This window comes from Actinophytocola sp. (assembly GCF_050699915.1).
Taxonomy (GTDB): Bacteria; Actinomycetota; Actinomycetes; order Mycobacteriales; family Pseudonocardiaceae; genus Actinophytocola.
On record NZ_JBOHGA010000068.1, the window covers coordinates 1 to 22,674 of the forward strand.

Sequence of the window (22,674 nt, forward strand, 5' to 3'; positions counted from 1 at the left end):
GCGACGAACGTCCCGGCGGGGCCTAACCCACGAAAATCGGGCGCCTGCTCAGCAGTTTCGGCGTGTTCAGCGGGCGCTTGGGCTGACCGGCCGTCTCGGCCTCGAGTCGCTCGACGAACTCCTCGACGGTGGCCGAGAACCCTTCCCCGACACGGGGACGGATGGGCAGCTCGCCGTCACCCGCCAGCTCCTTGTCGCCCACCACGATGGTGTAGGGCACCCAGCTGCGCTCGGCCTCGCGGATCTTCTTGCCCAGCCGCAGGTCCCGGTCGTCGACCTGGACCCGGAACGGCAGCCGGTCGGCCAGCTTCACCGCGCCGTCGACGTGCTCCGGGGCCACCGGCAGCAGACGGACCTGGGTGGGCGCGAGCCAGGTGGGCCAAGCGGCCTTGTTGCCCTGGTTCATCTCGCGGGCCTGCTGCTCGAGCAGCGCGTAGACGTTGCGGTCCACCGAGCCGGACACCGAGGTGTGCAGCAGCAGCGGGGTCCGCTTGCTCGCGTCCTCGGCGACGTAGTCGATGCCGAACCGCTCGCTGTTCTCGACGTCGATCTGGACGGTCGAGAGGCAGGCCGCCTTCGCCGCGTTGTCGATGAAGTTCAGCTCGAACTTCGCCACGAAGTAGAAGAACCGGTCGTTCCAGACCTCGACCAGCGTGGGCCGGTCCAGCACCCGCATGAGGTCCGGGAGGAAGTCGGGGTTCTCGTCCAGGAAGGACTGTACGAACCGGATCGCCGGGACACAGGGGAGGTTCAGGTCATCGATCCACTGTAGACACAGCTTCACCTGCTCGATGAACTCCTCCTTCGCCATCTCCATGTCCTTGGCCATGGTGTGCATGTCCGGCATGGTGAAGGCGCGCAGGCGACGCAGCCCGCTGACCTCGCCGCCGCGCTCGCGGCGGAACGAGTGGTGGGTGAGCTCGTAGAGCCGCACCGGCAGGTCGTGGTGCGACACGACCATGTCATTCATGATCATGTACTGGCCAAAGCACGCGGCGAACCGCAGGAAGTACTCGTGGTCCTCGCTCTTGACGACGTACTGCCGCGCCGGGAACCGCTGGATGTACTTGGACAGCGCCGGGTGGGCGAAGTCGTACATCAGCGGCGTCTCGACCTCCATGCCGCCGAAGTTGGACACCAGCTCGGTCACCCGCTGCTCCAGCAGCCGCTTGACGAGGATGCCGTCCGGGTACCAGCGCATGTTGCCGGTGTCGGACGCGGGCTCGTAGTCGACCAGCTCGTGCTCGCGCATGAGCTTGATGTGCGGCGGCGCGTCCTCGGCCTCCCGGCTGCCCTCACGCTCGTAGGCGTAGAGCTGCTTGAGGCCCTTGTTGCCGGAGAACTTGTACTCGTCGGCGGCGACGTAGGTCCCGTCCGCGCTGTAGATCCGCCACTCGGAGGTGATCTCCTTCTCCGCCTGGAGCGCGGCCGACTCGGCGGGCTCGGTGTCGGCCACAGTGGCGGCCTTGCCCTCCGCGCCGGCTGCGGGCGCCAGGGTGCGCGAGAGCTCCGAGAGCGGATGTCCCTTGCAGTCCAAGGAGAACGACTTGTAGTAGCCGAACGGCGCCCGCACGACGTCGAACCCCTCGTCGCGCGCCACGAGCGCCGCCTCGATCGCCTTGAGCGCGCCGGCCGCGAACGAGGCCTTGCTCAGGTTGCTCGACAGGTGCGCGTAGGGGTACACGACGACGGCCTTCGCGCCCACGCGGACCGCGGTCTGCGACAACAGGTCGGCGGCCTGGCCAACGACGTCCTGCAGCGAGCCCTCGTCGCCGTCCTCCACGGCGGTGAAGCCGACCAGTGCGTTGGCGACCTCGCCGCGCGCGTCCGCCTCCGCGGGATCCGGGGTGAAGCCGGGCGTCCGCGCCACCTCGCCCACAGCGAACGAGAAGGTGTCGGCGTGGATGAGGAGAAGGCGCATGGATGTGTTCTTTCGTCTTGGGGCGGAGGGGTCGGCGGTGGCGCCTCGGCGCTCCAGAGCCCTGCCGGGCGTCCGCTGACCTGCAACTAGATCATACGCCGGTCGTCGAACGACTAACCCGACCCCCGTCCCGCCGGGGCGGTGCCAAAGATCGCGAACGCCCTGCGAGCGAGATGTGTTCGAGGCACACTGTTGGGCCTCAACCGACCGTTGACCCATGGAGGTGGCGTTTCAGTTGGCTGGTGCAGCAGGAGTGCGGCTGTCCACCGTGGTCATGGCCCACCCGCGCAGACGCGCGGACGCCATGCGGATCCAGGGCGAGTACCCGGAGCTGAACATCCGGATCGTCTTCGATCCCGAACCCGGGGGCCCGCCGGCGACCCTGCGCACCGCACGCGCGGCCTGGGCCGCCGTCGCTGACGGAGTTGTCGCTGACGCCACCCACCACCTGGTGCTCCAGGCCGACGTCCTGCTGTGCGCCGACTTCCCGCGGGTCGTGACGCAGGCCCTCGATGCGGCGCCGGACGGCGCGCTCGCGCTGTTCGCGCCCTGGTCGATGGCGACCTCGCAGGCCGTCCGGCTTGCGGCACTTGCCGGCGCCTCGTGGACACGGTTACAGGACGGTTGGACCCCGACCCAGGCACTCGCGCTGCCGGCGGAGTGGGCCCGAGAGTTCGGCGCGGTCGCGGCGAACCTGCCGGACACCGAGCCGGACAACCGCGCCATGTACTCGTTCCTCGCCGAGCGGGAGCGGAGCACCTACGTGGCGATCCCGAGCCTCGTCGAGCACGCGCCCGCGGAGAGCCTGCTGTTCAACGACCTGCTGCACGGCGTCCGCGAGGCGACCGTCTTCGCCGGGGCCGACCCGGCCCGGCAGGCGTTCACGGATCGGGTGGTCTCCCCGCCCGCGGTGTCCCACGTGTGGATGGGTGCCGGTGAGTACTACTCCTCCTACAACCCCGCCGATCCGACGCCGCGGGCCATGGTGACGCCGACCCACGAGGTGCTGACCCAGTTCGGCATGGCCAACGAGGAAATGGCGGCCGCGTTCGCCGAGGACCTGGCGCGGCATCCGGAGCTGGCCGAGGACTCCCCCGTCGGCGAGTGCCTGCACTTCGCCATGTGGCTGACGATGTTCGCCTCCGGGGTCATCGCCGGCACGGTGCTGGACGAGCCCAGCTCAGCGGCGCTGGACACGGCCTGGAAGCAGCCGTGGGCGGAGGACGCGCTGGCCACGTTCCCGGCGGCCACCCTGCGCAAGATCGCCTCCCGGGAGGCGCTGGGCCCGGCGGCACGGACGCTGGTTCCCTTCTGCCGCAGCGCGATGCACAGCGGTGTCACGGCGGTGGACCGCTGGCCCGGACTGACCGCGCTCTGGGACCCGCACGCGCACGAGATCGTGCCCCACTGGGCCCGCGCCAAGGCGGGAGCCGACCGATGAGCACGGCGGTTCGCGAGCAGCACGTCGCGCCGGCGACGCTCGGTCGCGAGCGCGCCGTGGTCGCCGCCGGCCTCGCGGTCGGCGCGGCGCTCGAGGTGGCGCTCGCGGCGCTGTGGACCAACCTGGTCGGCCCGGGGCTCGAGTGGTCGGTACCGGTCGTCGCCCTGCTGCTGTTGCCGTCCTGCCTGCTGAACGGCTGGCGGCTGGTGGAGGCCGTCGGTTCGCGGCTGTGCGGCCCGGCCGTCGCGCTGCCGCGGCTGGACGTCGACGCGGAGCTCGGGAGCACGCACAAGACGGTCGTGGTGTACCCGCTGCTCGTGGTCGACGACAACGACATCGACCAGGTGATCGAGTGCATTCGGCGCAACCGGCGCATCGCGGCGCACCGCGACGTCGGACACCTGGTCGCCGCCGACCGCCGGGACGACTCGACCCGGTCGGTGGCGCAGGAGCAGCGCCTGCACGACGAGCTGCTGCGCCGGGTCCGGCTCCTGCAGGAGGACGAGCCCGAGCTCGGCCCCGTGGGCGCGCTGGTGCGCGAGCAGCGGCAGAACTCGGTGTCGGGCAGGTGGATGGGCTGGGAACGCAAGCGCGGCAACCTCCTCGAGCTCGCCGCCGCGGCCCGGTCGGGTGACCTGAGCGGCTACCGCGCCGACCCGGCGTCGAGCGCGATCATCGCCGGTGCGCGGTACCTGATGGTGCTGGACAACGGGACGTTGCTGCACCCGTACACGATCCGCGAGCTGGTGGGCGTGCTGGCACACGACGCCGCACACCAAGCCGGGCGCACGGCCATCGCACAGCCCGGGTACCGGCTCGTGCCGCCGGCCGACCCGAACTGGTACCAGCGGATCGTGTTCGAGGGCTACGTGTCGCCCGGGCCCGAGCCGCAGCCGGTCCTGTTCTCCTTCATGCAGCGGATGTTGGGGCGGGACCGGTACGGCGGCCAGGCGCTCATCGCGGTCGAGCCGTTCCTGGAGTCGTTGCGGGGCAGGATCCCGGACAACGCGGTGCTCAGCCACGACAAGCTCGAGGGCACCTACGCGAAGACCCAGCACGTCGGTGACGCCGTGATCCTGGGCAAGCCGGTCCGCTCGTTCTTCGAGCACCGCCGCCGCCAGGCGCGGTGGATCCGGGGCGACGTCCAGCTGCTGCCCTGGCTCGTCGGCCGGCACGCGCCGCCGGGCGGGCTGCGGCCCTGGGACCGGCTGGCCATGACGCTCGACATCGTGGTGTTCGCGGTCGACGTCACGGCGCCGTGCCTGATGCTGCTCGCCTGGGCGCTGCTCGACGGTCCGGCCGCCGCGGTCGCCACCCTGGCCGTGCCGCTGTTCGCGGCCGGCCGGTTCCTCCCCATCCTCACCGGCGAGTTCCTCCGCGGGCTGCCGGGCGGCGTGCGCGCGTTCGCGACCCGGCTGCGCAGGCTCCTGGTCAGCGAGGGCCTGTACCTGGTGTTCCTCGCCGACCGCGCGACCTACACCGCCACGGCGATCGCGACCTCGCTGTGGCGGGTGACCGTGACCCGCCGGAACCTGCTGGAGTGGCAGCCCCGAGCGGCGGCCGGGCGAGCCGTCGCGGCGAACCCGCGGACGCGCTGGCTGCGGGAGATGTGGCCGGGCGCGCTGCTGGCGGCGCTCGCGACCGGCTGGTTCGTCGCGGCCGGCGCACCTGGCTGGTACGTCTACGTCGTCCTCGGGGTCTGGGTGCTGGCGCCGCCCATCTGCGCCGTGCTCTCGCTCCCCGTGCACCGGACGGCCTCGCGCGGCGGCGCCGACACGAGCGGCACCGACAACGCAGCCGGCGCGTAGGGTCGGCGGCCATGTCGGGGATCCGAGTCGAGAACCTGGTGAAGGAGTTCCGCCGGCCAAAGCGGTTCGACGGGCCGTTCGGCGGCCTGCGGTCGATGGTGACCAGGCAGGTCACCGTCCTGACGGCGGTGGCGGGCATCGACTTCGAGATCGCGCCGGGTGAGCTCGTCGCCTACCTGGGACCCAACGGCGCGGGCAAGTCGACCACGATCAAGATGCTGACCGGCGTCCTGGTGCCGACATCGGGCACGGTCGAGGTCGGCGGGCTGGTGCCGTGGCGCAACCGGCGCCGCAACGCCAAGCAGATCGGCGTCGTGTTCGGCAACCGCTCGCAGCTGTGGTGGGACCTGCCCCTGCGGGACTCGCTGCGGCTCGTCGGGCGGCTCTACGAGATGCCGGACCCGCTGTGGCGAGCGCGGGTCGGCTACTTCACCGAGCTGCTGGCCATGGGCGAGTTCCTCGACCAGCCCGTCCGGCAGCTCTCGTTGGGGCAACGGATGCGCGGCGACCTCGCGGCCGCGATGCTGTACGACCCGCGGATCCTGTACCTGGACGAGCCGACCGTGGGTCTGGACGTCATGGCGAAGGACCAGATCCGGACGTTCATCCGCGAGGTCAACGAGGAGCAGGGCACGACCGTCATCCTCACCACGCACGACCTCGAGGACGTGGAGCGCCTGTGCCGCCGCGCGTTGCTGATCGATCGCGGGCGCATGCTCTACGACGGCGACCTCGACACGTTGAAGGCCAAGTACGCGCCGCACCGTGAGCTGGTGGTCCAGCTCGCCGAGCCGGCCGACGTCGTCGTGCCCGGTGCCGAGCAGGTGGCGCGCGAGGACACGACCGTGCGCCTGCGGTTCGACCCCGCGATCATGTCCGCGGCCGAGCTGATCCGGCAGGTGCTCGCGGACTTCCCGATCAAGGACCTCTCGCTGGAGGAGCCCGGGCTGGACGGGGTGGTCCGCGCCGTCTACGCGGACTCGGCGGCGTCGTGACCCCACGGCTCCTCGCCTACGCGGAGCTGACGCGCATCCAGTTCCGCACCGCCCTCGCGTACCGGGCGAACTACCTCATCGGCTTCGTGGGCGTCCTCGTGCAGATCTACCTGCTGCGCACGGTGTGGACCGCGGTGTACGACGGGCGCCCGAGCGTCGACGGCGTCACCCTGGAGACCGCGGTCGTCTACAGCACCCTCGCGGTCGTCCAGTACGCACTGTTCGTCCCGTACAACTTCTCCCAGATACCCCAACGGGTTCGCGACGGCAAGGTCGCGATGGACCTGCTGCGGCCGGTCGGCTTCGTGAACCAGGCCATCGCCGGGCAGACCGGGGTGGTGCTGGCGCTGCTCCCCCTCGCCGCACTGAGCCTGCCGTTCGCGATGCTGCTCGGCGGCATCCGGCCGCCCGCGGGGGCCGGCGCCACGCTCGGCTACCTCGTCAGCCTGGTCCTCGCCTACGTGGTCACGACGCAGCTGAGCGTCGTGGTGGGCTGCCTGGCGTTCTGGACCATCGAGGTCAACGGCATCTACATGATCTACCGGACCGTGGCGCAGTTCCTGTCCGGCGCCCTGGTTCCCTTGTGGGTCATGCCCGACTGGCTCGTGACCACCGTGCACCTGTTGCCGTTCCAGGCGACCGCGTACTCGCCGACCGCGATCTACGTCGGCCAGCTCCGGGGCGGCGACATGCTCGCCGCGATCGGCGTGCAGGCGATGTGGATCGTCGCGCTCGCGGCGCTCGCCTGGTGGGTGTGGTCCCGGACGATCCACCGCGTCGTCGTGCAGGGCGGGTGAGCGATGTCCTCGACGAAGATCCAAGAGCTCAAGCGGGCCATGCGCGTCTACCGAGTGCTGATGGGTGCGGCGTACCGGGCGGAGCTGCAGTACCGCGGCAACCTGCTGCTGATGATCCTCGGCGGCCTCACCTTCCAGATCGTCGGCCTGGCCTTCATCGGCGCGGTGGTGTACCGGTACGGCGACATCGGCGGATGGCAGCTACCGGAGATCGCCTTCCTCTACGGGCTCCGGCTCACCGCCCACGGCCTGTGGCTCGTGCCGTTCGGGCAGGTGGGCGCGATCGACGTCATCGTCCGGCAGGGAGAGTTCGACCGGTACCTGGTCCGGCCCGCCAACCCGCTGGTGCAGCTGCTCACCCGACGACTCGTGTTCACCGGCTTCGGGGACCTCATCGGCGGGGTGGTCCTGCTCGGTCTCGCGGCCGCCTGGGCCGACCTGGACTGGTCGCCGCTCGCGATCGGGTACCTGATCCTCGCCGTCATCGGGGGTGCGCTGATCGAGCTGTCGGCCCAGCTCGCCTGCGCCGCCGGAGCCTTCCGGATGCTCACCACCCACGGCCCACGTGCCGTCGTCGACCAGCTCTTCAACACCCTTGGCCACTACCCGATGCACATCTTCGGCGCCGGTGTCCGCTTCGGGCTGACCTTCGCCCTGCCCATCGCCTTCGTGTCCTACGTGCCCGCCACAGTCCTACTGGGACGGCAGGGCGAGCTGTCGATCCCCTACTGGCTCGCCATCGCCGCTCCGCTCGTCGGCGTCGTACTCTTCGCGGGCGCCTACCGACTCTGGGCACGGCAGATCCGCCACTACACCAGCTCGGGGCACTAATCCTGTGCTAGCGTCGAGGATTCTCGATCTTCGACGCCGGCCTACGGAGGTTGCCTGACATGCGCACGACTCCCCTGACGGACCACTTCGGGGTTGTGCTCCACGACTTCTCGATCGCGGATCTGGACACAGCGGAAGGAACGGGACAACTCCGGGACGCCTTCGACAGCGGCCTGGTCCTCATCCGCGGACAGTCCCTTTCGGACTCGGAGCAGGACCGGCTGGTCACCACGCTGGGCGAGCTGCACCGGTTCCCCTCGGGCGAGACGTTCGAGTACATGTCGAACGTCGTCGAGGAGGAGCACAACATCGCCGGCACCAGGCGGCTGCTGTTCCACAACGACGGCTCCTACGGCGAGCACGTCGCGCCCGGCACCTGCCTCTACGCGATGGAGGTCTCGCCGACCTCGCCGCCGACCGCCTTCGCGGACACCGTGCGCGCGTACCAGCAGCTGCCCGACGACGTCCGCAAGACTGTGGCCGATCTCCACGGCTTCAACACGTTCAACGTCACCGCGGCGATCGAGGACCACGACCCGAGCCGGTACCGGATCGCCGACCACCCGGAGCCGCCGGATGGCGTGCGGCTGAAGACCGCCGTACACCCGGCGGTCATCGACGTCCCGCACACCGGCGAGCAGGCCTTGTTCGTCAGCGAGTTCAACACGAGCCACTTCGACGAGCTGGGGCCGGACTCGGCGGAGGGCGAGGAGCTCCTGCAGAGCATCTTCGCCGTGTTGTACGCCGACGACAACGTCTACACCCACCACTACGAGGTGGGTGACGTGATCATCTGGAACAACCTCTCCACGCAGCACGCGCGGGTGGGCCGCATCGACCGCAACCCCAGGACGTTCCGCCGGCTCGTGGTCACCGCCCTGGCCTGGTGAGCGCGGCGGGGGCGAAGCCGGGGGTCCGGCTCCGCCCCCGCACGGTCACCTCAGGGCGTACGCGCGCAGGATCGTCTGCGTCGCGGTATGCCCGTCCACATCGGACACCGACGAGCGCAGCGCGGCGAACTCCGCGCCGGCCGGATGGTCCGCGACCGCGACCCACCGGTCGCCGTGCTCGCGCACCGGCACCCGGGCCCAGGACTTGCCGTCGTCGTAGGAGATCTCGACTCGCGGCGTGTCGACCCGGCCCGGCTTCGCCGAACCGACCCGCTGGACGTAGACCGGGATCCGGAACCGCTCGCCCGCCGGGGCGGCGTTCGTGCCGTCCAGGTCCGGCGCGAACCGGACCGCGAGCAGCGGCACGGCCGCCGGCTCCTCACCCGCCACGGTGCCGGACCGGAACGTCCACTCCGCACTCACCTTTGTGGACAGTCGAGCGCCGGGCGTCCGGTCGGCGGTCGTGCGCAGCGTGTAGGTCGCCTCCTCCGGCGGTAGCACGAACCGGCCGCCACCCGGCCGCGGCTCCTCGCCGACGACCTCGCCGTCGCGCAACAGCTCGGTCGTGCCGGTGGCCGCGGCGGAGCCGAAGTGTTTCGGATCCTGGTCGGTGAACAGCGGCACGGCCACGTCCAGCTCGTCGCCCAGCCGCGCCACCTGCGGGCCGAAGTCCGAGACCGGGAACGCCGGCCCGAACACCCCGGTGTTCCACTCGACGTGAGTCACCGTGCCCTTGCGGTACACCCGCTCGGACGCGTCCGTGAGGAAGACGTCGAACTCGTCCTGCTGGCTGACCGCGTCGTAGAAGTAGTCGAAGAACGGCTCGTCCGGCGTGTAGTACTCGGTGAGCGAGAACGGCAGCGGCCCGGTCACGACGTCGTTGCGGACGCCGATCAGCCCGGGCGTGCCGAACCCGTGCACCGACTCGACCCTCGCGAGCCGGCGGTCGTGGAACGTCCGGGCCAGCTTCGCCGGCACGCGCCCGTCCTGCGTCCACCGCAGGTGGTACAGGTACGGACTGCCTTCGAAGCCGGGGAACGTGTCGGTCCCGTCGGGCTCGGCCAGCTGTGCCGCGGCGCCGAACTCGAACCGCTCGCCCGCCGAGGTCTTCGACGGCGTGGTGAAGTAGGTCTCGAAGTCGGCGCCGAGCAGCGCCGTGCCGGTCACGCCCCAGTCGGTCCGCAGCGTGTACGACACGTCGCCGAACGCCTCCTTCGCGGTCGGCTCGTCCACGCGGAAGTCGAGCTCGCGGCCCTGGCGGGCGTCGACGACCAACTCGGAGTCGCCGCGGACGACGAACGCGGGCTCGATCTTCTCGGTCAACAGGTACTCGTCGCCGCGCAGGGTCTGCACGCCGGCCTCGAAGTAGTACCGCCCCTTGGGCAGTCGGGCGACGACCGTGCCCGACTCGTCGTAGGGCAGGTACGCCTGGGGGTCGGCCACGTCGACGAGCCGCACGCCGTACTCCGGGGTCGGCCTGCCGTCGTGGTCGAGGGTCTTGATGGTGACGTCGTAGCTCTCCACCTCCCGGTTCACCGTGATCGGGGTACGCACGGCGACGTCGCCGGCGGTCGCGGTGACCACACCGTCGTAGGTCCCGTCGGGCGCCGACACGGTGGTGTCGATGGTGAGCGTGACCTCCGCCCGGCCGCCGGCCGGCACGGTGACCCGGCTCGGCTCGACCGTGAACATTCCCGCGGGGGCGGGGTCGCCGCCCGGGTCGCGGACGTCCGTCGCGAGGTCCAGGGTGATCGGCTCGGCGCCGGAGTTGGTGTAGGCCAACGTCTTCGCGATCGGCTCGTCGTCGGCGTGCGGCCACTGCGCGGTCCCCGCGCTGATGCTCGCCGGCGACGCGGACACCGTGCTCTCCACGGCCGCGGCGACGTCGACCCTACCCGCGCCCTGCTCGAAGACCGACAGGTCGGCGTTCGGCTTCGCGCTCGCCATCAGTGTCGACTTGAGCCGGTCGACCGTCCACTCGGGATGCTGCCCGGCGACGATCGCCGCCGAGCCGGCCACGTGCGGCGCGGCCATCGAGGTGCCGGACAGCGACACGTAGCCGTCCTCGACCGGCTCGCCGATCTGGCCGTTGGCCGCCTTCGCGGCGACGATGTCCACGCCCGGCGCGGTGATGTCCGGCTTGATCGCGCCGTCCACCCAGCGCGGGCCGCGGCTGGAGAACTCGGCCAGCTGGTCCTCGCGGTCGACCGCGCCCACGGTAAGCGCCGCGTCCGCGGCGGCCGGGCTCCCGATCGACTCGGAGCCGGGGCCGTTGTTGCCGGCGGCGACCACGAACAGCGAACCGGTCTGTTCGGTCAGCCGGTTGACCGCGAGCGACATCGGATCCGTGCCGTCGCTGGGCAGATCGCTGCCGAGGCTCATGTTGACCACGTCTGCGCCGCTCGCCGCGGCCCACTCCATGCCGGCGATGATGCCCGACTCGGAGCCGCTGCCGGAGTCGTCGAGGACCTTGCCGTTGAGCAGCTTCGCGTCCGGCGCGACACCGGTGTACTTCCCGCCGGCGCCGGTGATGATCGACGCCACGTGCGTGCCGTGGCCGACGAGGTCGTCGGTGCCGCTCTCGCTCTCGGAGAAGTCACGGGCCTCGGTGACCGCGTCGGCGAGGTCCGGATGCGTCGCGTCGATGCCCGTGTCCAGCACCGCGACCGTGGTGCCCTCGCCGGTGTGGCCGGCCGCCCAAGCCTGCGGGGCGCCGATCTGCGGCACGCTGTGGTCCAGGCTGGCGCGCACCGGGCCGTCGAGCCAGATCCGCTTCGCCGCGGTCCTCGTCCGGGCCCAGAACGTGGCGTCCTTGTTCGCCCGGACCGCGACGGCGCCGACCGCGGGGAGCTCGCGCACCACCTCGGTGCCGGCCGTGCGCGGGGTGGCGCCTGGGTAGTCGACGATCAGCGGCAGGTCCGCGCGCTTCGCGTCGCCGTAGCCGGTGCGGGCCAGCTCGGAGACGTCGAACAGGCGCGGGTCCAGCCGGCCGGAGGACACCGACGTGACGGCGTCCCGCGGGATGACGTGCACGTGGCCCCGCTCGTCGACGCGGCGCACGAACCCGATGCGCTCGCGGCCCTTCGCCGCGCGCACGACCGCGCCGTCCGGACCGCCCAGGGTGACCCGGTCGCCGGTCAGCAGGGTGACCGTCGCGCCAAGAGCCGGCGCTGGTGCCGCCCCCGATGACGCCTCCTGCGTCGCCCCGGCCGACCCGCCGAGCGCCACCGCGCTCGCGGCGACCGACACGGCGACCAGGCCCGCGACACGTGCGCGGGCCCTCTCGTGGCTCATCTGCCCTCCAACAAGCCTGCGGCAACACCTCACCGGCTGCCGCTCCAGTCATATAGACACCCGATGTGTCTTGCCTGGTTGCTTGTTTCGCGTTCACGCAGGTCGGTGGCGGCTAAGATCACCAGCCGGACCGGGAGGGCGAGGGGGCGCCACCAGCGGCGCGCGTCCGCCGGGGCCGCCGCACGGTCGGTGGAAGCGGTCAGGAGCGAGCCGCGGGTGCGGTAATGAGCAGCTCCAGCACCCAGCAGGTCTCCGTCGGGTGAACCGTCGAGCACGGCCCGCCAGCCACGCCAGGGGAAGCTACCGTCCTCTTCGGACGGAGGGCGCGTGGTGTACCAGTCGGTGCCGGCGAGCGTCTCGGGGCGCAGGCCGGTGAACGCGACGTGTCGGGATGCTAGGTGATCCGCGGCGTGATGGGCGTACCGCGCTCCACGGTGCGGCTCACGGTGCAGTGCTTGTCGTGGGAGAGCGCGACCGTGCGGGGCAGCACGGTCCTAGCCGAGTCGCCGGCGTCGCCCTCGGGGAAGCGCACCTCGAACGTCACTGCCAGGTTCTCCAGCCGGCTGCCGGTCTCCCGGTCGGAGATCTTGTCGCCGGTGACGGTCACGGTGAAGGAGTCCGGCTCGGCGCGGCGGCTGGTGACCACGTCGGTGTCGATCGCGGTGCAGGTGCCGATCGCGGCCAGCAGCAGCTCGACCGGGGAGAAGTCGTCGCCGCCGACCGGGAGCGTGCCGCCGCGCGCGTTGTGTACCGTGTACCGCCCGACCGCCGTTCGCTCGATCCGGACCGACCTGAACGTGTCCTCAGCCATGCCCGCCACCGTAGTCAGGGAGCTGTGCTTCCATGTCCGGTGATGACCACCGTGCTGTTGACCCTGCTCAGCCTGCCCATCTACGTCCTCATCCTCTGGCCGGTCGTGGTGGCCGCGCGGCGGGTGCTCGGCGTGCGGATCGGCACCGTGCGCGCGCTCGTCGGCGCCTTCGTCGGCTGGTTGGTGGCCGGGCGGGTGATGCTGTCGCTGAACCCGGTCGTGCACGGGTCCGCCGGCGCGTTCGTCGGGCTGCTCATCCCGATCGCGGGCAGCGCGTTCCTCGCCACCCTGACGTTCCTGTTCCTCGCCGAGATGGCCGTTCCCGGCGGCAGCGGGCTCGGCGTGGTCGGCCGGTTCCGGTCGCTGCGCCGCCGCTTCGTCCGCGCGCGGCGGTACTCACAGGTCAGCCGCATCGCGATGCGCCACGGCATCGGCCGGTATCTGGTCGGGCGCGGCGGCGACGAGCGCCAGGCGGTGCTCGCCCGGTCGCTGCGCCGCGCGCTCGAGGACGGCGGGGTGACGTTCGTCAAGCTCGGTCAGGTGCTGTCAACGCGCCCGGACCTGCTGCCGCCGGTGTTCGTCGACGAGCTGTCCCACCTGCAGGACCAGGTCGCGCCGGTCGACCCAGAGGCGATCGAGCGCGACCTGGTCGAGGAGCTCGGCCGGCCGCTCGAGGAGGTCTTCGCGACGTTCGACCGCGAGCCGCTCGGCACCGCGTCGATCGCGCAGGTGTACGCGGCGCGGCTGCACAGCGGCGAGGACGTCGTGGTGAAGGTGCGCAGGCCGGGAGTCGACCGGATCGTGGAGCGCGACCTGGACATCGTCCACCGGGTGGCGCGGTCGCTGGAACTGCGCGCGCGGTGGGCTCGCTCGCTCGGCGTGGTCGACCTGGCCGAGGGCTTCGCCGCCGCGCTCGTCGAGGAGCTCGACTTCCGGGTCGAGGCCCGCAACATCGCCGCGGTGCGTGCCGCGTCGCCGGGCTCTTCGGTCGATGTGCCGGACGTCCACATGGAACTGTCCGGCGAACGGGTGCTGGTGCTGCGCCGGCTGCACGGCGCACCGGTACGCGGCGCGATCGCCGCGGTCGAGGCGGCGCGGCGCGGTGAGCTCGCCCGGTCGCTGCTGGACTGTCTGCTGCGGCAGGTGCTGCTGCACGGGGTGTTCCACGCCGACCCGCACCCGGGCAACGTGCTGCTGCTGTCCGACGGGACGTTGGGGTTGCTGGACTTCGGCTCGGTCGGCCGGCTGGACGCGGGCCTGCGCAACGGGTTGCGGGACGTGCTGGCCGCGGTGGACCGCGGAGACTCGGCGGCGCTGCGCGACGGGCTGCTGGAGATCGTCGACCGGCCGGACGAGATCGACGAGCAGCGGCTGGAGCGCGCGCTCGGCGGGCTGGTGGCGAAGCACGTCGCGCACGGGCAGGGGCCGGACCTCGACATGTTCGCCGACCTGTTCCGCGTGGTGACCGACTTCCGGCTGTCGATCCCGCCGCCGATCGCTGCGGTGTTCCGGGCGCTGGCGACCATGGAGGGCACGCTCGGGCTGATCTCCCCCGGGTTCGACATCCTGGCCGAGTCGCGGGCGTTCGCCACCGCACTGGTCGGCGAGCGGCTGCGGCCGGACTCGGTACGCACCGCGGCGGTCGACGAGCTGATGGCCCTGCTCCCGGTCCTGCGCCGGCTGCCGCAGCGGGTGGACCGGGTCACCTCGGCGCTGGAGCGGGGTCGCCTGTCGGTCAACGTCCGACTGCTCGCCGACGAGCGGGACCGGGCGATGGTCACCTCGATGCTGCACGAGGTGCTGCTGGCGTTCACCGGCACGGCGACGGGCATCATGGCGGTGTTGTTGCTCGCCAGCACGAGTGGGCCGCGGGTGCTGCCGGACCTGACGCTCAACCAGCTGTTCGGGTACAACCTGCTCGTGATCAGCGCGCTGCTGGGCCTTCGGCTGCTGTTCGTGGTGTTCCGGTGGCGCGACTCCCTCAGGTCCCGCGGAAGGCCCACCTGACATGACCGGCCAGACGACGCGGGACGAGACCGCCTTGCGAGCGGTGATCGACGACGTGTACGCGGCGTGGACGGCGAACGACCCGGACGCCTTCGTGGCCTGGTACGCCGAGGACGCGATCGCCACACTGCCGGGGGGCGTACCTGGTGGGCCGGGCGGCCGTGCGAGACACGATGCGGGAGATGTTCGCCGGCCCGCTGCGAGGCTGCCGGGCGCTGCACGAGGTGGTCGACGTGCGCGTGTTCGGCGACGCCGCGATCGTGACCAGCCGGGGCACGGTGGTGCTCGCGGGCCGGTCGGCGCCGGAGCCGTGGACCCTCGAGACGTGGGTGCTGGCGCGTGGCTCCTCGTGGTCGGTGCGGGCCTACCACAACTGCCCGGCCTGACCTAGCCGAGCTGGCGGGAGCGCTGGTCCACGCCCGGGGCGCCGTATGGATAGTCGGCGACCAGTGGCCTGCTGACCTCGGTGAGCAGGTCGGTCTCCTTCTCGGTGAGGTGCAGGTCCGCGGCGCCGAGGTTGTCGTCCAGTTGGGACAGTGTGCGGGCGCCGAGGATCACCGACGTGACGCCCGGGCGGTCGGCGACCCAGGCGAGCGCCACCCGCGACATCGGCACGCCGCGGGCCTGCGCCACCTCGCGGACCGCGTCTATCACGCGCCACGTGCGTTCCTGCTCGCTGCGCGGACCGTACGCTTCCATCCCGCGCTCCGGGTCCTCGCCGAGGCGGGTCGCGCCGGCCGGGCGGGTGTCGCGGGAGTACTTGCCGGTCAGCCAGCCGCCGGCGAGCGGGGACCACGGCAGGATCCCGATGCCCTCGTTGACGCAGACGTCGACCAGCTCGAGCTCGATGTCCCGGACGAGCAGGTTGTACTGCGGCTGCAGGCTGACGATCGGCGCCGAGTCGCCGGCCAGCAGCGCGGCCTTCTGTAGCTGCCAGCCGACGAAGTTGCTGACGCCGGCGTAGCGGATCTTGCCGGCTCGCGCGGCGTCGTCGAGGAAGGCGAGCGTCTCCTCGATCGGGGTCAGCGGGTCCCAGGCGTGGGCCTGGTAGAGGTCGACGGTGTCGATGCCGAGGCGGTTCAGGCTGGCGTCGAGCGCGCGGCTGAGGTGGCTGCGCGACAGCCCGGCGTCGTTGGGCCCGTCGCCCATCGGGAAGCGCCCCTTGGTGGCGATGACCAGGCGATCCCGCACGCCGCCCCGCCGCGCGAGCCACCGGCCGATGATCTCCTCGGAGCGCCCGGCCGTGTACACGTCGGCGGTGTCGACGAAGTTCCCGCCGCGCTCGATGAACCGGTCGAGCTGCGCGTGGGAGGTCTCCTCGTCACTCTCGTGCCCGAACGTCATGGTGCCGAGACACTGCACGGACACGGCGGTGCCGGTGCTGCCCAGGGTGCGGTACTCCATGCCGTGAACCTACTCGCACGCCGGTCAGGTCCAGCCCCGGCAGCAACCGGTCGAGCGCGGCGAGCGGCGCGGTCTTGCCCATCCCCGTCTCGCCGCGCAGCACGAGACAGCCACCCGCACCCGACCGCGCGGCGGACACCAGTCCGGCCAGCCGGCGCAGCTCGGCATCCCGGCCGCAGCACCGGCACGGCGGTCACGACAACCGGCCCCGCAGCTCGCGCTTGAGCACCTTGCCCGCCGCGGACACCGGGATCGAGTCGACCAGGTACACGTCACGCAGCTGCTTGTACGGCACCACCTGCTCGTTCACCGCGGACATCAGCCCCGCCGCGGACACCGACGGCGCGCCCGCCACCACGAACGCCACCGGCAGCTCGCCCACCGCGTCGTCCGGCTTGCCGACCACGGCCGCCGCCAGCACGCCCGGCTGCGCGGCCAGCAGCTCCTCCAGCTCTCGCGGGTAGACGTTGTACCCCTTGTACAGCAGCATGTCCTTCATACGGTCCACGATGGACAGATAGCCGTCCGCGTCGAGCGCGCCGATGTCGCCCGTGTGCAGCCAGCCGTCGACGAGCACCTCGGCCGTCGCCTGTGGACGGTTGTGGTAGCCGGCCATCACCTGCGGGCCGCGCACGCACACCTCGCCTCGCTCCCCCGGCCCGGCCGCGCCGTCGATGCGCACCTGTGTGTCGAACACCGGCACGCCGACCGTGCCCGCCTTGCGCACGCCCGATCGATGCGCGGGCCCCACGGTCGCGCCCATGGTGACCTCGGTCAGCCCGTAGCCCTCGCTCACCGTCGCGTCCGGGGCCAGCTCCCGCAGCCGCTTGATCATCTCGAGCGGCATCGGCGCCGCGCCCGAGGAGATCCCGCGCACCGTCGTCAAGTCCGTCGTGTGGATGTTCGGGCAGGCCAGCAGCGCGGCGAACAGCGCCGGCGCGCCGCCGATCGAGGTGACCCGCAGGCGTTGCGCGTCCGCGAGGTAGCGGGCCGGGTCGAGCCGGCCGTGCAGCGTCGCCGAGTACCCGGTGAGCAGCAGCGCGTTCAGCCCGGCGATCGTGCCCATCGCGTGGAACCACGGCGTCAGGTTGATCGCGACCGCGGTGCCGTGCCGCACCGGATACTCCGACTCGGCACCCACCTGCTCGAGCACCAGCCCGCCGCGGGAGTCCAGCGCCGGCACCGAACCCGAGTTCCAGCAGGCGTACTGCAGCGTGTTGACCACGACGTTGCGGTGTGGCAACCGAACACCCTTGGACACGCCGGTCGTGCCGCCGGTGTACGCGAGGTGGGCGAGGTCGCGGTGGACGTCGATCTCGACCTCGGGCGCGTTGGTCGGCTGGCCCGCGCAGATGCCCGGCACGTCGGCGGCGGTCACGGTCAGCTTCGCGCCGGCGTCGTCGATCTGCGCGGCCGCGGCCGGCTCCGGGAGCAGCGGGTTGACCGGCACGAACGTGGCCCCGGCGAGCAGAATCCCGTAGTAGGCAACCGGATACTCGAGGCAGTTCGGCATTCGCAGCGCGACTCTGTCCTTTGTGGACAGTCCGTAGGCGAGCAGACCGTTGGCGAACTGGGCTGCCCGCGCGCCGAGCTCAGCGTAGGTCAGGGACTCCTCGCCCATCGCGAAGGCCACCCGGTCGCCGAACCGGCGGGCGGAGCCGGCGAGGATCGCGCCGGCCGGAACCTCTGGGTAGTCAAGGGTTTCGGGCAGTCCCGGCGGTTGGCTCTCGGTGGTGCGGACCGACATCGGGCCTCCTCACTGAGGGCGATCTCTCGATGAAACACCACGGTGATGTGTTTCACAAGAGCTGCTCGTGCGCCGGCACCCGTCCTTCCACGAGGGCGGCCAACAACGTGGCGGCGGCGGCCAGGTCCGGCGCGCGGGAGGCCAGCACGTCGGAGTACAGGAACGCCTCGCCGAGCCGGACTATCGCGTACGCCAAGCTGTCCAGCCCGACGGCCGGCACGAACCCGCCCGCGTCGACGTCGCGGCGGAGCAGCTCGACGTGGGCGGCCATGACCCGCGGCTGCACCCGGCCGTGCGGGTCGGTAAGCACGCGGATCGAGGTGGTCGGCTCCTCGTCGAGCAGCCGGCGGAAACCGCCGTTGCCGGCGATGGCCGAGCGGTACCGGCGCATCACCGCGAGGCAGCGCAGCTCGCCGTCCGGGCCACGGACCGCCGCACCGTTGACCCGCTCCCAGTCGCGGACCGCGGCCGCCATCGTCCGGTCGGCGAGGTACCAGAGCGCGTCGCCCATCAGGTCCTCGCGGTTGCCGACCCGGCGGAACAGCGTGCTGCGCGAGATCCCGAGCTCGCCGGCGAGCGTCCGGGTGTCCAGGCGGACGCCCCGGCCGATCCAGTGCGCGGCCGTCCGGACGATCTCGTCGGCGGTTGGGGTCACGAACGCACAGCGTACGGCCGGGACGGCGGCCGCGGACCGGTCCGGCGCGGGGCTGCCGACTCCACGATGCGCGAGCCGGACCCGACCGAGAGCGGCATCGAGGCGTCGCGCGGCCCGTTCGGGGTCTCGCAGACGACCGGATCGACGCATCGCGCCTGGCCGTGTCCGGCCACTCGATGGGTGGTGGCGGCTCGCTGGAGGCGACCGAGACCCCGGCCGTCCCCGCAGGCCTCGGTGCCGCTCGCGCCGTGGAACACCGGACGATCTCCGAGTACCGCGACACCTGTCCGCACGCCTGAGATTTCTTCCGGACGTGTGTCGAGAACCGGTGGGAGCCTCCGACTTGCTCGCGACGGCGCCCACCGGGGCGCCACGGTTCGAGGAGCAGGACATGCGAAAGATCGTCTACTGGGTGCACACGTCGCTCGACGGCCACATCAGCGGGCCGAACGGGGAGTTCGACTGGCCGGCGTTCGGCCCCGAGCTCGAGGCCTACTCGCACGAGGAGAACGACCGGGTCGACACCTTCCTGTACGGGCGGGGCGTCTGGGAGCTGATGTCGAGCTACTGGCCGACCGCCGACCAGGACACCACCGAGCGGCACGCGCTCACGTTCGCGCCGATCTGGCGCGCCACGCCGAAGATCGTCTTCTCGCGGACGCTGGAGAAGGCGGACTGGAACACCCGCGTGATCTCCGGAGACATCGAGGCCGAGGTGCGGGCGCTGAAGTCGGCTCCGGGCAAGGACCTGCAGCTGACGGGCGGCTCGGGCCTGGCCAAGTCGCTCGCCGACCTGGACCTGATCGACGAGTACCAGGTCGTCGTGCACCCGGTCGTGCTCGGCGGCGGCCCGCAGCTGTTCCCGCAGTCGGACCGGTTCTCCCTGCGGCTGGTGCAGACACGGACCTTCGACGGCTCGGCCGTCCTGCTGCGCTACACGAGGTGAGCCCGGCCGGTGGCACGCTGTGCCGATGGACGGCCAGAACATCGTCGCCGGGTGGCCGCTCGCCGGAGTGCTGGCGCTGCTGACCGCGGCCGGCGCGCTCACCGTGTGGCTCGGGCGCATCGACGCGTGGCGGCCGGTGGCCACGGCGGCGGTGCGGGCGGTCGTGCAGCTCGGCGCGGTCTCGCTGCTGATCACCGCGGTGCTCGCGTCGGGCTGGCTCACCGGCGGGTTCGTGCTGCTGATGTTCGGCATCGCGGCGTACACGTCGGCCGGCCGCGTCGCGCGGGGCGGGTGGCGGGCCACGCTGCGCGCGCTGCCCGGGGCCGCGACGTCGATCGCCGCGGGGGTCGGGCCCGTGCTCGCCCTGCTGTTCGGCACCGGGGTCGTCGCCGCGCGGCCGGTCGTGATCATCCCGATCGCCGGCATCTTCATCGGCGGCGCGATGATGGCCACCTCGCTCGCCGGCCGCCGGGCCCGTGACGAGCTGAGCACCCGGCACGGCGAGGTCGAGGCCGCACTCGCGCTCGGCCTGCTCGGCCGCGACGCCGCGCTGCTGATCACCCGCCCCACCGCGAACCAGGCCCTCGTGCCGGTGCTCGACCAGACCCGCACGGTCGGGCTCGTCACGCTGCCCGGCGCGTTCGTCGGCGTGCTGCTCGGTGGCGGCGACCCGATCGAGGCCGGCGTCACGCAGCTCGTCGTGCTCATCTCGCTGCTCGCCATCGAGGCCGTCGCCGTCCTGGTGACCGTGGAGGTCGTCGCGCGCACTCCCTGACTGGTCCAGACCTTGTGGTACGAGCTGGTCTAGACCACACTTCTCGGTACGAGGTGGATGTTCACGGGGTCCCTGCCAACCCTGCGCGAGGAGAACGATGTCCACGATACGAAGACGTGTCCTGGTGGTCCTGACCGCGATCGCCACGATGTTCCTCGGCCTGAGCGTGGTGCCGGCGGCCGCCGCGCCCGGGCTGACCGCGACCTTCACCAAGGTGTCCGACTGGGGCACCGGGTTCGAGGGCAAGGTCACCGTCGCCAACGCCTCCGCCGGCCCGGTCAACGGTTGGACCATCGAGTTCGACCTGCCGGCCGGCTACTCGATCACCAGCTCGTGGGACGCCCAACGCACCAGCTCGGGCCAGCACCACGCGTTCCGCAACCCCAGCTGGGCGCCGACCTTGGCCCCCGGCACCTCCACGACCTTCGGCTTCAACGGCAGCCCGGGCAACGTCTCGGGCATCCAGAACTGCCGGTTCAACGGTGATCCCTGCGACGGCGGCGGGGGCAACCCGGGCGCGCCGTCGACGCCGTCGAACCCGCGGGTGACCGGCTCGAACAACTCGTCGATCTCGTTGGCGTGGAACGCTTCCGGCGGCACGGTCACCGGCTACCGCGTCTACGAGGGCTCAACCGTGCGCGCCACCGTCACCGGCACCAGCGCGACGATCTCCGGCCTCGGCACGTGCACGACGCACAGCTACACCGTCGCCGCCTACAACGGCGCCGGCGAGTCGGCCCGCAGCGGAGCCGTCACCGGCACGACGACCGGCTGCACCCAGCCGGCCGGTGGCCGCGGCGCGCCGTACCTGTACATGGGCTGGGGCAACCCACCCGCGCCCGGCCCGGTGATGTCGGCGACCGGCATTCGCTGGTTCACGATGGCGTTCGTGCTCTCCGGCGGCGGCTGCTCGCCGGCGTGGGACTCGACCCGCCCGCTGACCGGCGGCGTCGACCAGCAGACGATCAACGCGATCCGGGCGGCCGGCGGTGACATCGTGCCGTCGTTCGGTGGCTGGAGCGGCAACAAGCTCGGCCCGAACTGCGCTACGCCGCAGGCTCTGGCCGGCGCCTACCAGCAGGTGATCAACGCCTACAACCTGAAGGCGATCGACATCGACATCGAGAACTCCGACGAGTTCGAGAACGACACCGTGCGCAACCGGATCCTCGACGCGCTGAAGATCGTCAAGCAGAACAACCCGGGCATCCAGACGATCGTCACGTTCGGCACGACGACCAGTGGCCCGAACTTCTTCGGCAACCAGCTGATCGAGCGCGCGGCGGCCATCCAGGCCAACATCGACGTGTTCACGATCATGCCGTTCGACTTCGGCAGCGGGAACATCGGCCAGGACACGATCAACGCGGCCGAGGGTCTGAAGAACAAGCTGAAGTCGAGCTTCGGCTGGACCGACGCGCAGGCCTACTCGCACATGGGCATCTCCGGCATGAACGGCCTGTCCGACCAGCAGGAGATGACGTCGGTGGCCACCTGGACGCAGATCCGTGACTGGGCCAAGGGTCGCGGCCTCGCGCGGCTCGCGTTCTGGTCGGTGAACCGCGACCGCGGCTGCCCGGGCGGCGGCGTGGTGTCCCACTGCAGCGGAATCGCACAGCCGGACTGGGAGTTCACCCGGATCACGGCCGGTTTCTGAGCTTCGCTCGAACGATTTCCGCTCGAACGTGAAGGTGGGGCGGTCCGCGCCGGCCGCCCCACCTTCGCATACGTCCACTGAGGACCATATGCAGTTCAGTGCATCTTTCCACCGGGGTCCGTCGCGTCGGGGCCGCGTTGCTAGTCGCGCCACTGACCGCCGGACAGGCCGCCGCCGAAACCGCCACCACCGGCGACGTCCACGCCGCCGCCACGACGGTGTGCTACGACGACTCCGGTGCGCCGAGCTACCAGAACCAGATCGCCCAGGGCGTCGCGAACTGGAACTCGGCCGCCAGCAACGTCCAGCTCGTCGAGAACCCCTCGTGCGCGACGCTGGACTTCTACGAGGGCAACGACCCGCGCGGCTCGTACGCCTACACCGACGGTCACGGAAGTGGCTACATCTTCCTGGACTACACGCAGATGGGGCAGTACGCCCCGGTCCGGATCACCGCGCACGAGACCGGGCACGTGCTCGGCCTGCCCGACCACTACCAGGGCCCGTGCTCGGAGCTCATGTCCGGCGGCGGCCCCGGCCCGTCGTGCACCAACGCGCACCCGAACGCCGACGAGGTCGGCCGGGTCAACTCCATGTGGGCCAACGGCTTCCAGGCGCGCGGCGAGATGAAGAAGATCTACTGAGCTGAACACGGACGAGCGGCGGTCGCCACGGCGGCCGCCGCTCTCCCATGT

19 protein-coding genes are annotated in these 22,674 nt (G+C 71.6%); 12 read left to right on the plus strand and 7 right to left on the minus strand.

Translation table 11 applies throughout. The features are described 5' to 3' along the window. Window positions 1-22: 22 nt before the first annotated feature. Window positions 23-1,921 (minus strand): threonine--tRNA ligase, encoded by a 1,899-nt coding sequence (locus ACRDSK_RS14650; RefSeq protein ID WP_431441299.1) that lies wholly within the window; start codon window positions 1,919-1,921, stop codon window positions 23-25. A gap of 217 nt (window positions 1,922-2,138) precedes the next feature. Between ACRDSK_RS14650 and ACRDSK_RS14655 the strand changes: the two genes are divergently transcribed. The 6 genes from ACRDSK_RS14655 to ACRDSK_RS14680 are packed head-to-tail and all read left to right on the plus strand — an operon-like array spanning window position 2,139 to window position 8,683. After that, entirely contained in the window at window positions 2,139-3,362 is a 1,224-nt protein-coding gene (locus tag ACRDSK_RS14655) for a hypothetical protein (RefSeq protein ID WP_431441300.1), read from the plus strand. After that, the gene (locus ACRDSK_RS14660) at window positions 3,359-5,170 is read left to right on the plus strand and encodes a hypothetical protein (protein ID WP_431441302.1); all 1,812 of its coding nucleotides are present in this window, start codon (window positions 3,359-3,361) and stop codon (window positions 5,168-5,170) included. The genes ACRDSK_RS14655 and ACRDSK_RS14660 overlap by 4 nt, the downstream gene beginning before the upstream one ends. 11 nt (window positions 5,171-5,181) lie before the next feature. Continuing rightward, window positions 5,182-6,165, plus strand: coding sequence for an ABC transporter ATP-binding protein (locus ACRDSK_RS14665; RefSeq protein WP_431441304.1), 984 nt, complete (start codon window positions 5,182-5,184; stop codon window positions 6,163-6,165). Further along, the gene (locus tag ACRDSK_RS14670; protein ID WP_431441306.1) at window positions 6,162-6,962 is read left to right on the plus strand and encodes an ABC transporter permease; all 801 of its coding nucleotides are present in this window, start codon (window positions 6,162-6,164) and stop codon (window positions 6,960-6,962) included. The genes ACRDSK_RS14665 and ACRDSK_RS14670 overlap by 4 nt, the downstream gene beginning before the upstream one ends. Window positions 6,963-6,965: 3 nt before the next feature. Next, entirely contained in the window at window positions 6,966-7,793 is an 828-nt protein-coding gene (locus ACRDSK_RS14675; protein ID WP_431441308.1) for an ABC transporter permease, read from the plus strand. Window positions 7,794-7,852: 59 nt separating this feature from the next. After that, complete coding sequence (locus ACRDSK_RS14680) at window positions 7,853-8,683, plus strand: TauD/TfdA dioxygenase family protein (RefSeq protein WP_431441309.1); 831 nt, start codon at window positions 7,853-7,855, stop codon at window positions 8,681-8,683. Window positions 8,684-8,728: 45 nt separating this feature from the next. Here ACRDSK_RS14680 and ACRDSK_RS14685 read toward each other — a convergent pair whose 3' ends face one another. Together ACRDSK_RS14685 and ACRDSK_RS14690 are read right to left on the minus strand one after the other, a co-directional pair. Then, entirely contained in the window at window positions 8,729-11,977 is a 3,249-nt protein-coding gene (locus tag ACRDSK_RS14685) for a S8 family peptidase (protein ID WP_431441310.1), read from the minus strand. Window positions 11,978-12,371: 394 nt separating this feature from the next. Further along, a complete protein-coding gene (locus tag ACRDSK_RS14690) occupies window positions 12,372-12,788 on the minus strand; it encodes an OsmC family protein (RefSeq protein ID WP_431441312.1) in 417 nt (138 codons plus the stop codon). A gap of 42 nt (window positions 12,789-12,830) precedes the next feature. Here ACRDSK_RS14690 and ACRDSK_RS14695 point away from each other — a divergent pair, with 42 nt between their 5' ends. Continuing rightward, window positions 12,831-14,795 (plus strand): ABC1 kinase family protein, encoded by a 1,965-nt coding sequence (locus ACRDSK_RS14695; protein WP_431441314.1) that lies wholly within the window; start codon window positions 12,831-12,833, stop codon window positions 14,793-14,795. Window positions 14,796-14,938: 143 nt separating this feature from the next. Then, the gene (locus ACRDSK_RS14700; protein WP_431441343.1) at window positions 14,939-15,181 is read left to right on the plus strand and encodes an SgcJ/EcaC family oxidoreductase; all 243 of its coding nucleotides are present in this window, start codon (window positions 14,939-14,941) and stop codon (window positions 15,179-15,181) included. A gap of 1 nt (window position 15,182) precedes the next feature. On the opposite strand, the gene ACRDSK_RS14705 is transcribed toward ACRDSK_RS14700, so the two are convergent. Genes ACRDSK_RS14705 through ACRDSK_RS14720 form a run of 4 tightly spaced genes read right to left on the minus strand, consistent with a single transcriptional unit; the run spans window position 15,183 to window position 18,601 of the window. Beyond that, window positions 15,183-16,199, minus strand: coding sequence for an aldo/keto reductase (locus ACRDSK_RS14705; RefSeq protein ID WP_431441316.1), 1,017 nt, complete (start codon window positions 16,197-16,199; stop codon window positions 15,183-15,185). Next, window positions 16,117-16,338 (minus strand): hypothetical protein, encoded by a 222-nt coding sequence (locus ACRDSK_RS14710; protein ID WP_431441318.1) that lies wholly within the window; start codon window positions 16,336-16,338, stop codon window positions 16,117-16,119. Before ACRDSK_RS14710 ends, ACRDSK_RS14705 begins: the two co-directional genes overlap by 83 nt. Window positions 16,339-16,392: 54 nt before the next feature. Beyond that, a complete protein-coding gene (locus tag ACRDSK_RS14715; RefSeq protein WP_431441319.1) occupies window positions 16,393-17,946 on the minus strand; it encodes a class I adenylate-forming enzyme family protein in 1,554 nt (517 codons plus the stop codon). A gap of 52 nt (window positions 17,947-17,998) precedes the next feature. Beyond that, entirely contained in the window at window positions 17,999-18,601 is a 603-nt protein-coding gene (locus ACRDSK_RS14720; RefSeq protein ID WP_431441321.1) for a QsdR family transcriptional regulator, read from the minus strand. 391 nt (window positions 18,602-18,992) lie between these two features. Here ACRDSK_RS14720 and ACRDSK_RS14725 point away from each other — a divergent pair, with 391 nt between their 5' ends. The 4 genes from ACRDSK_RS14725 (at window position 18,993) to ACRDSK_RS14740 (ending at window position 22,623) form a co-directional block, all read left to right on the plus strand. Beyond that, entirely contained in the window at window positions 18,993-19,547 is a 555-nt protein-coding gene (locus ACRDSK_RS14725) for a dihydrofolate reductase family protein (protein WP_431441322.1), read from the plus strand. A 25-nt stretch (window positions 19,548-19,572) separates the two neighbouring features. Continuing rightward, entirely contained in the window at window positions 19,573-20,322 is a 750-nt protein-coding gene (locus tag ACRDSK_RS14730) for an ABC transporter permease (RefSeq protein WP_431441324.1), read from the plus strand. 97 nt (window positions 20,323-20,419) lie between these two features. Continuing rightward, the gene (locus ACRDSK_RS14735; protein ID WP_431441326.1) at window positions 20,420-21,979 is read left to right on the plus strand and encodes a cellulose binding domain-containing protein; all 1,560 of its coding nucleotides are present in this window, start codon (window positions 20,420-20,422) and stop codon (window positions 21,977-21,979) included. Between the two features lie 137 nt (window positions 21,980-22,116). Then, on the plus strand, window positions 22,117-22,623 hold the full coding sequence (locus tag ACRDSK_RS14740; RefSeq protein WP_431441327.1) for a snapalysin family zinc-dependent metalloprotease: 507 nt from the start codon (window positions 22,117-22,119) through the stop codon (window positions 22,621-22,623). Window positions 22,624-22,674 lie beyond the last annotated feature (51 nt).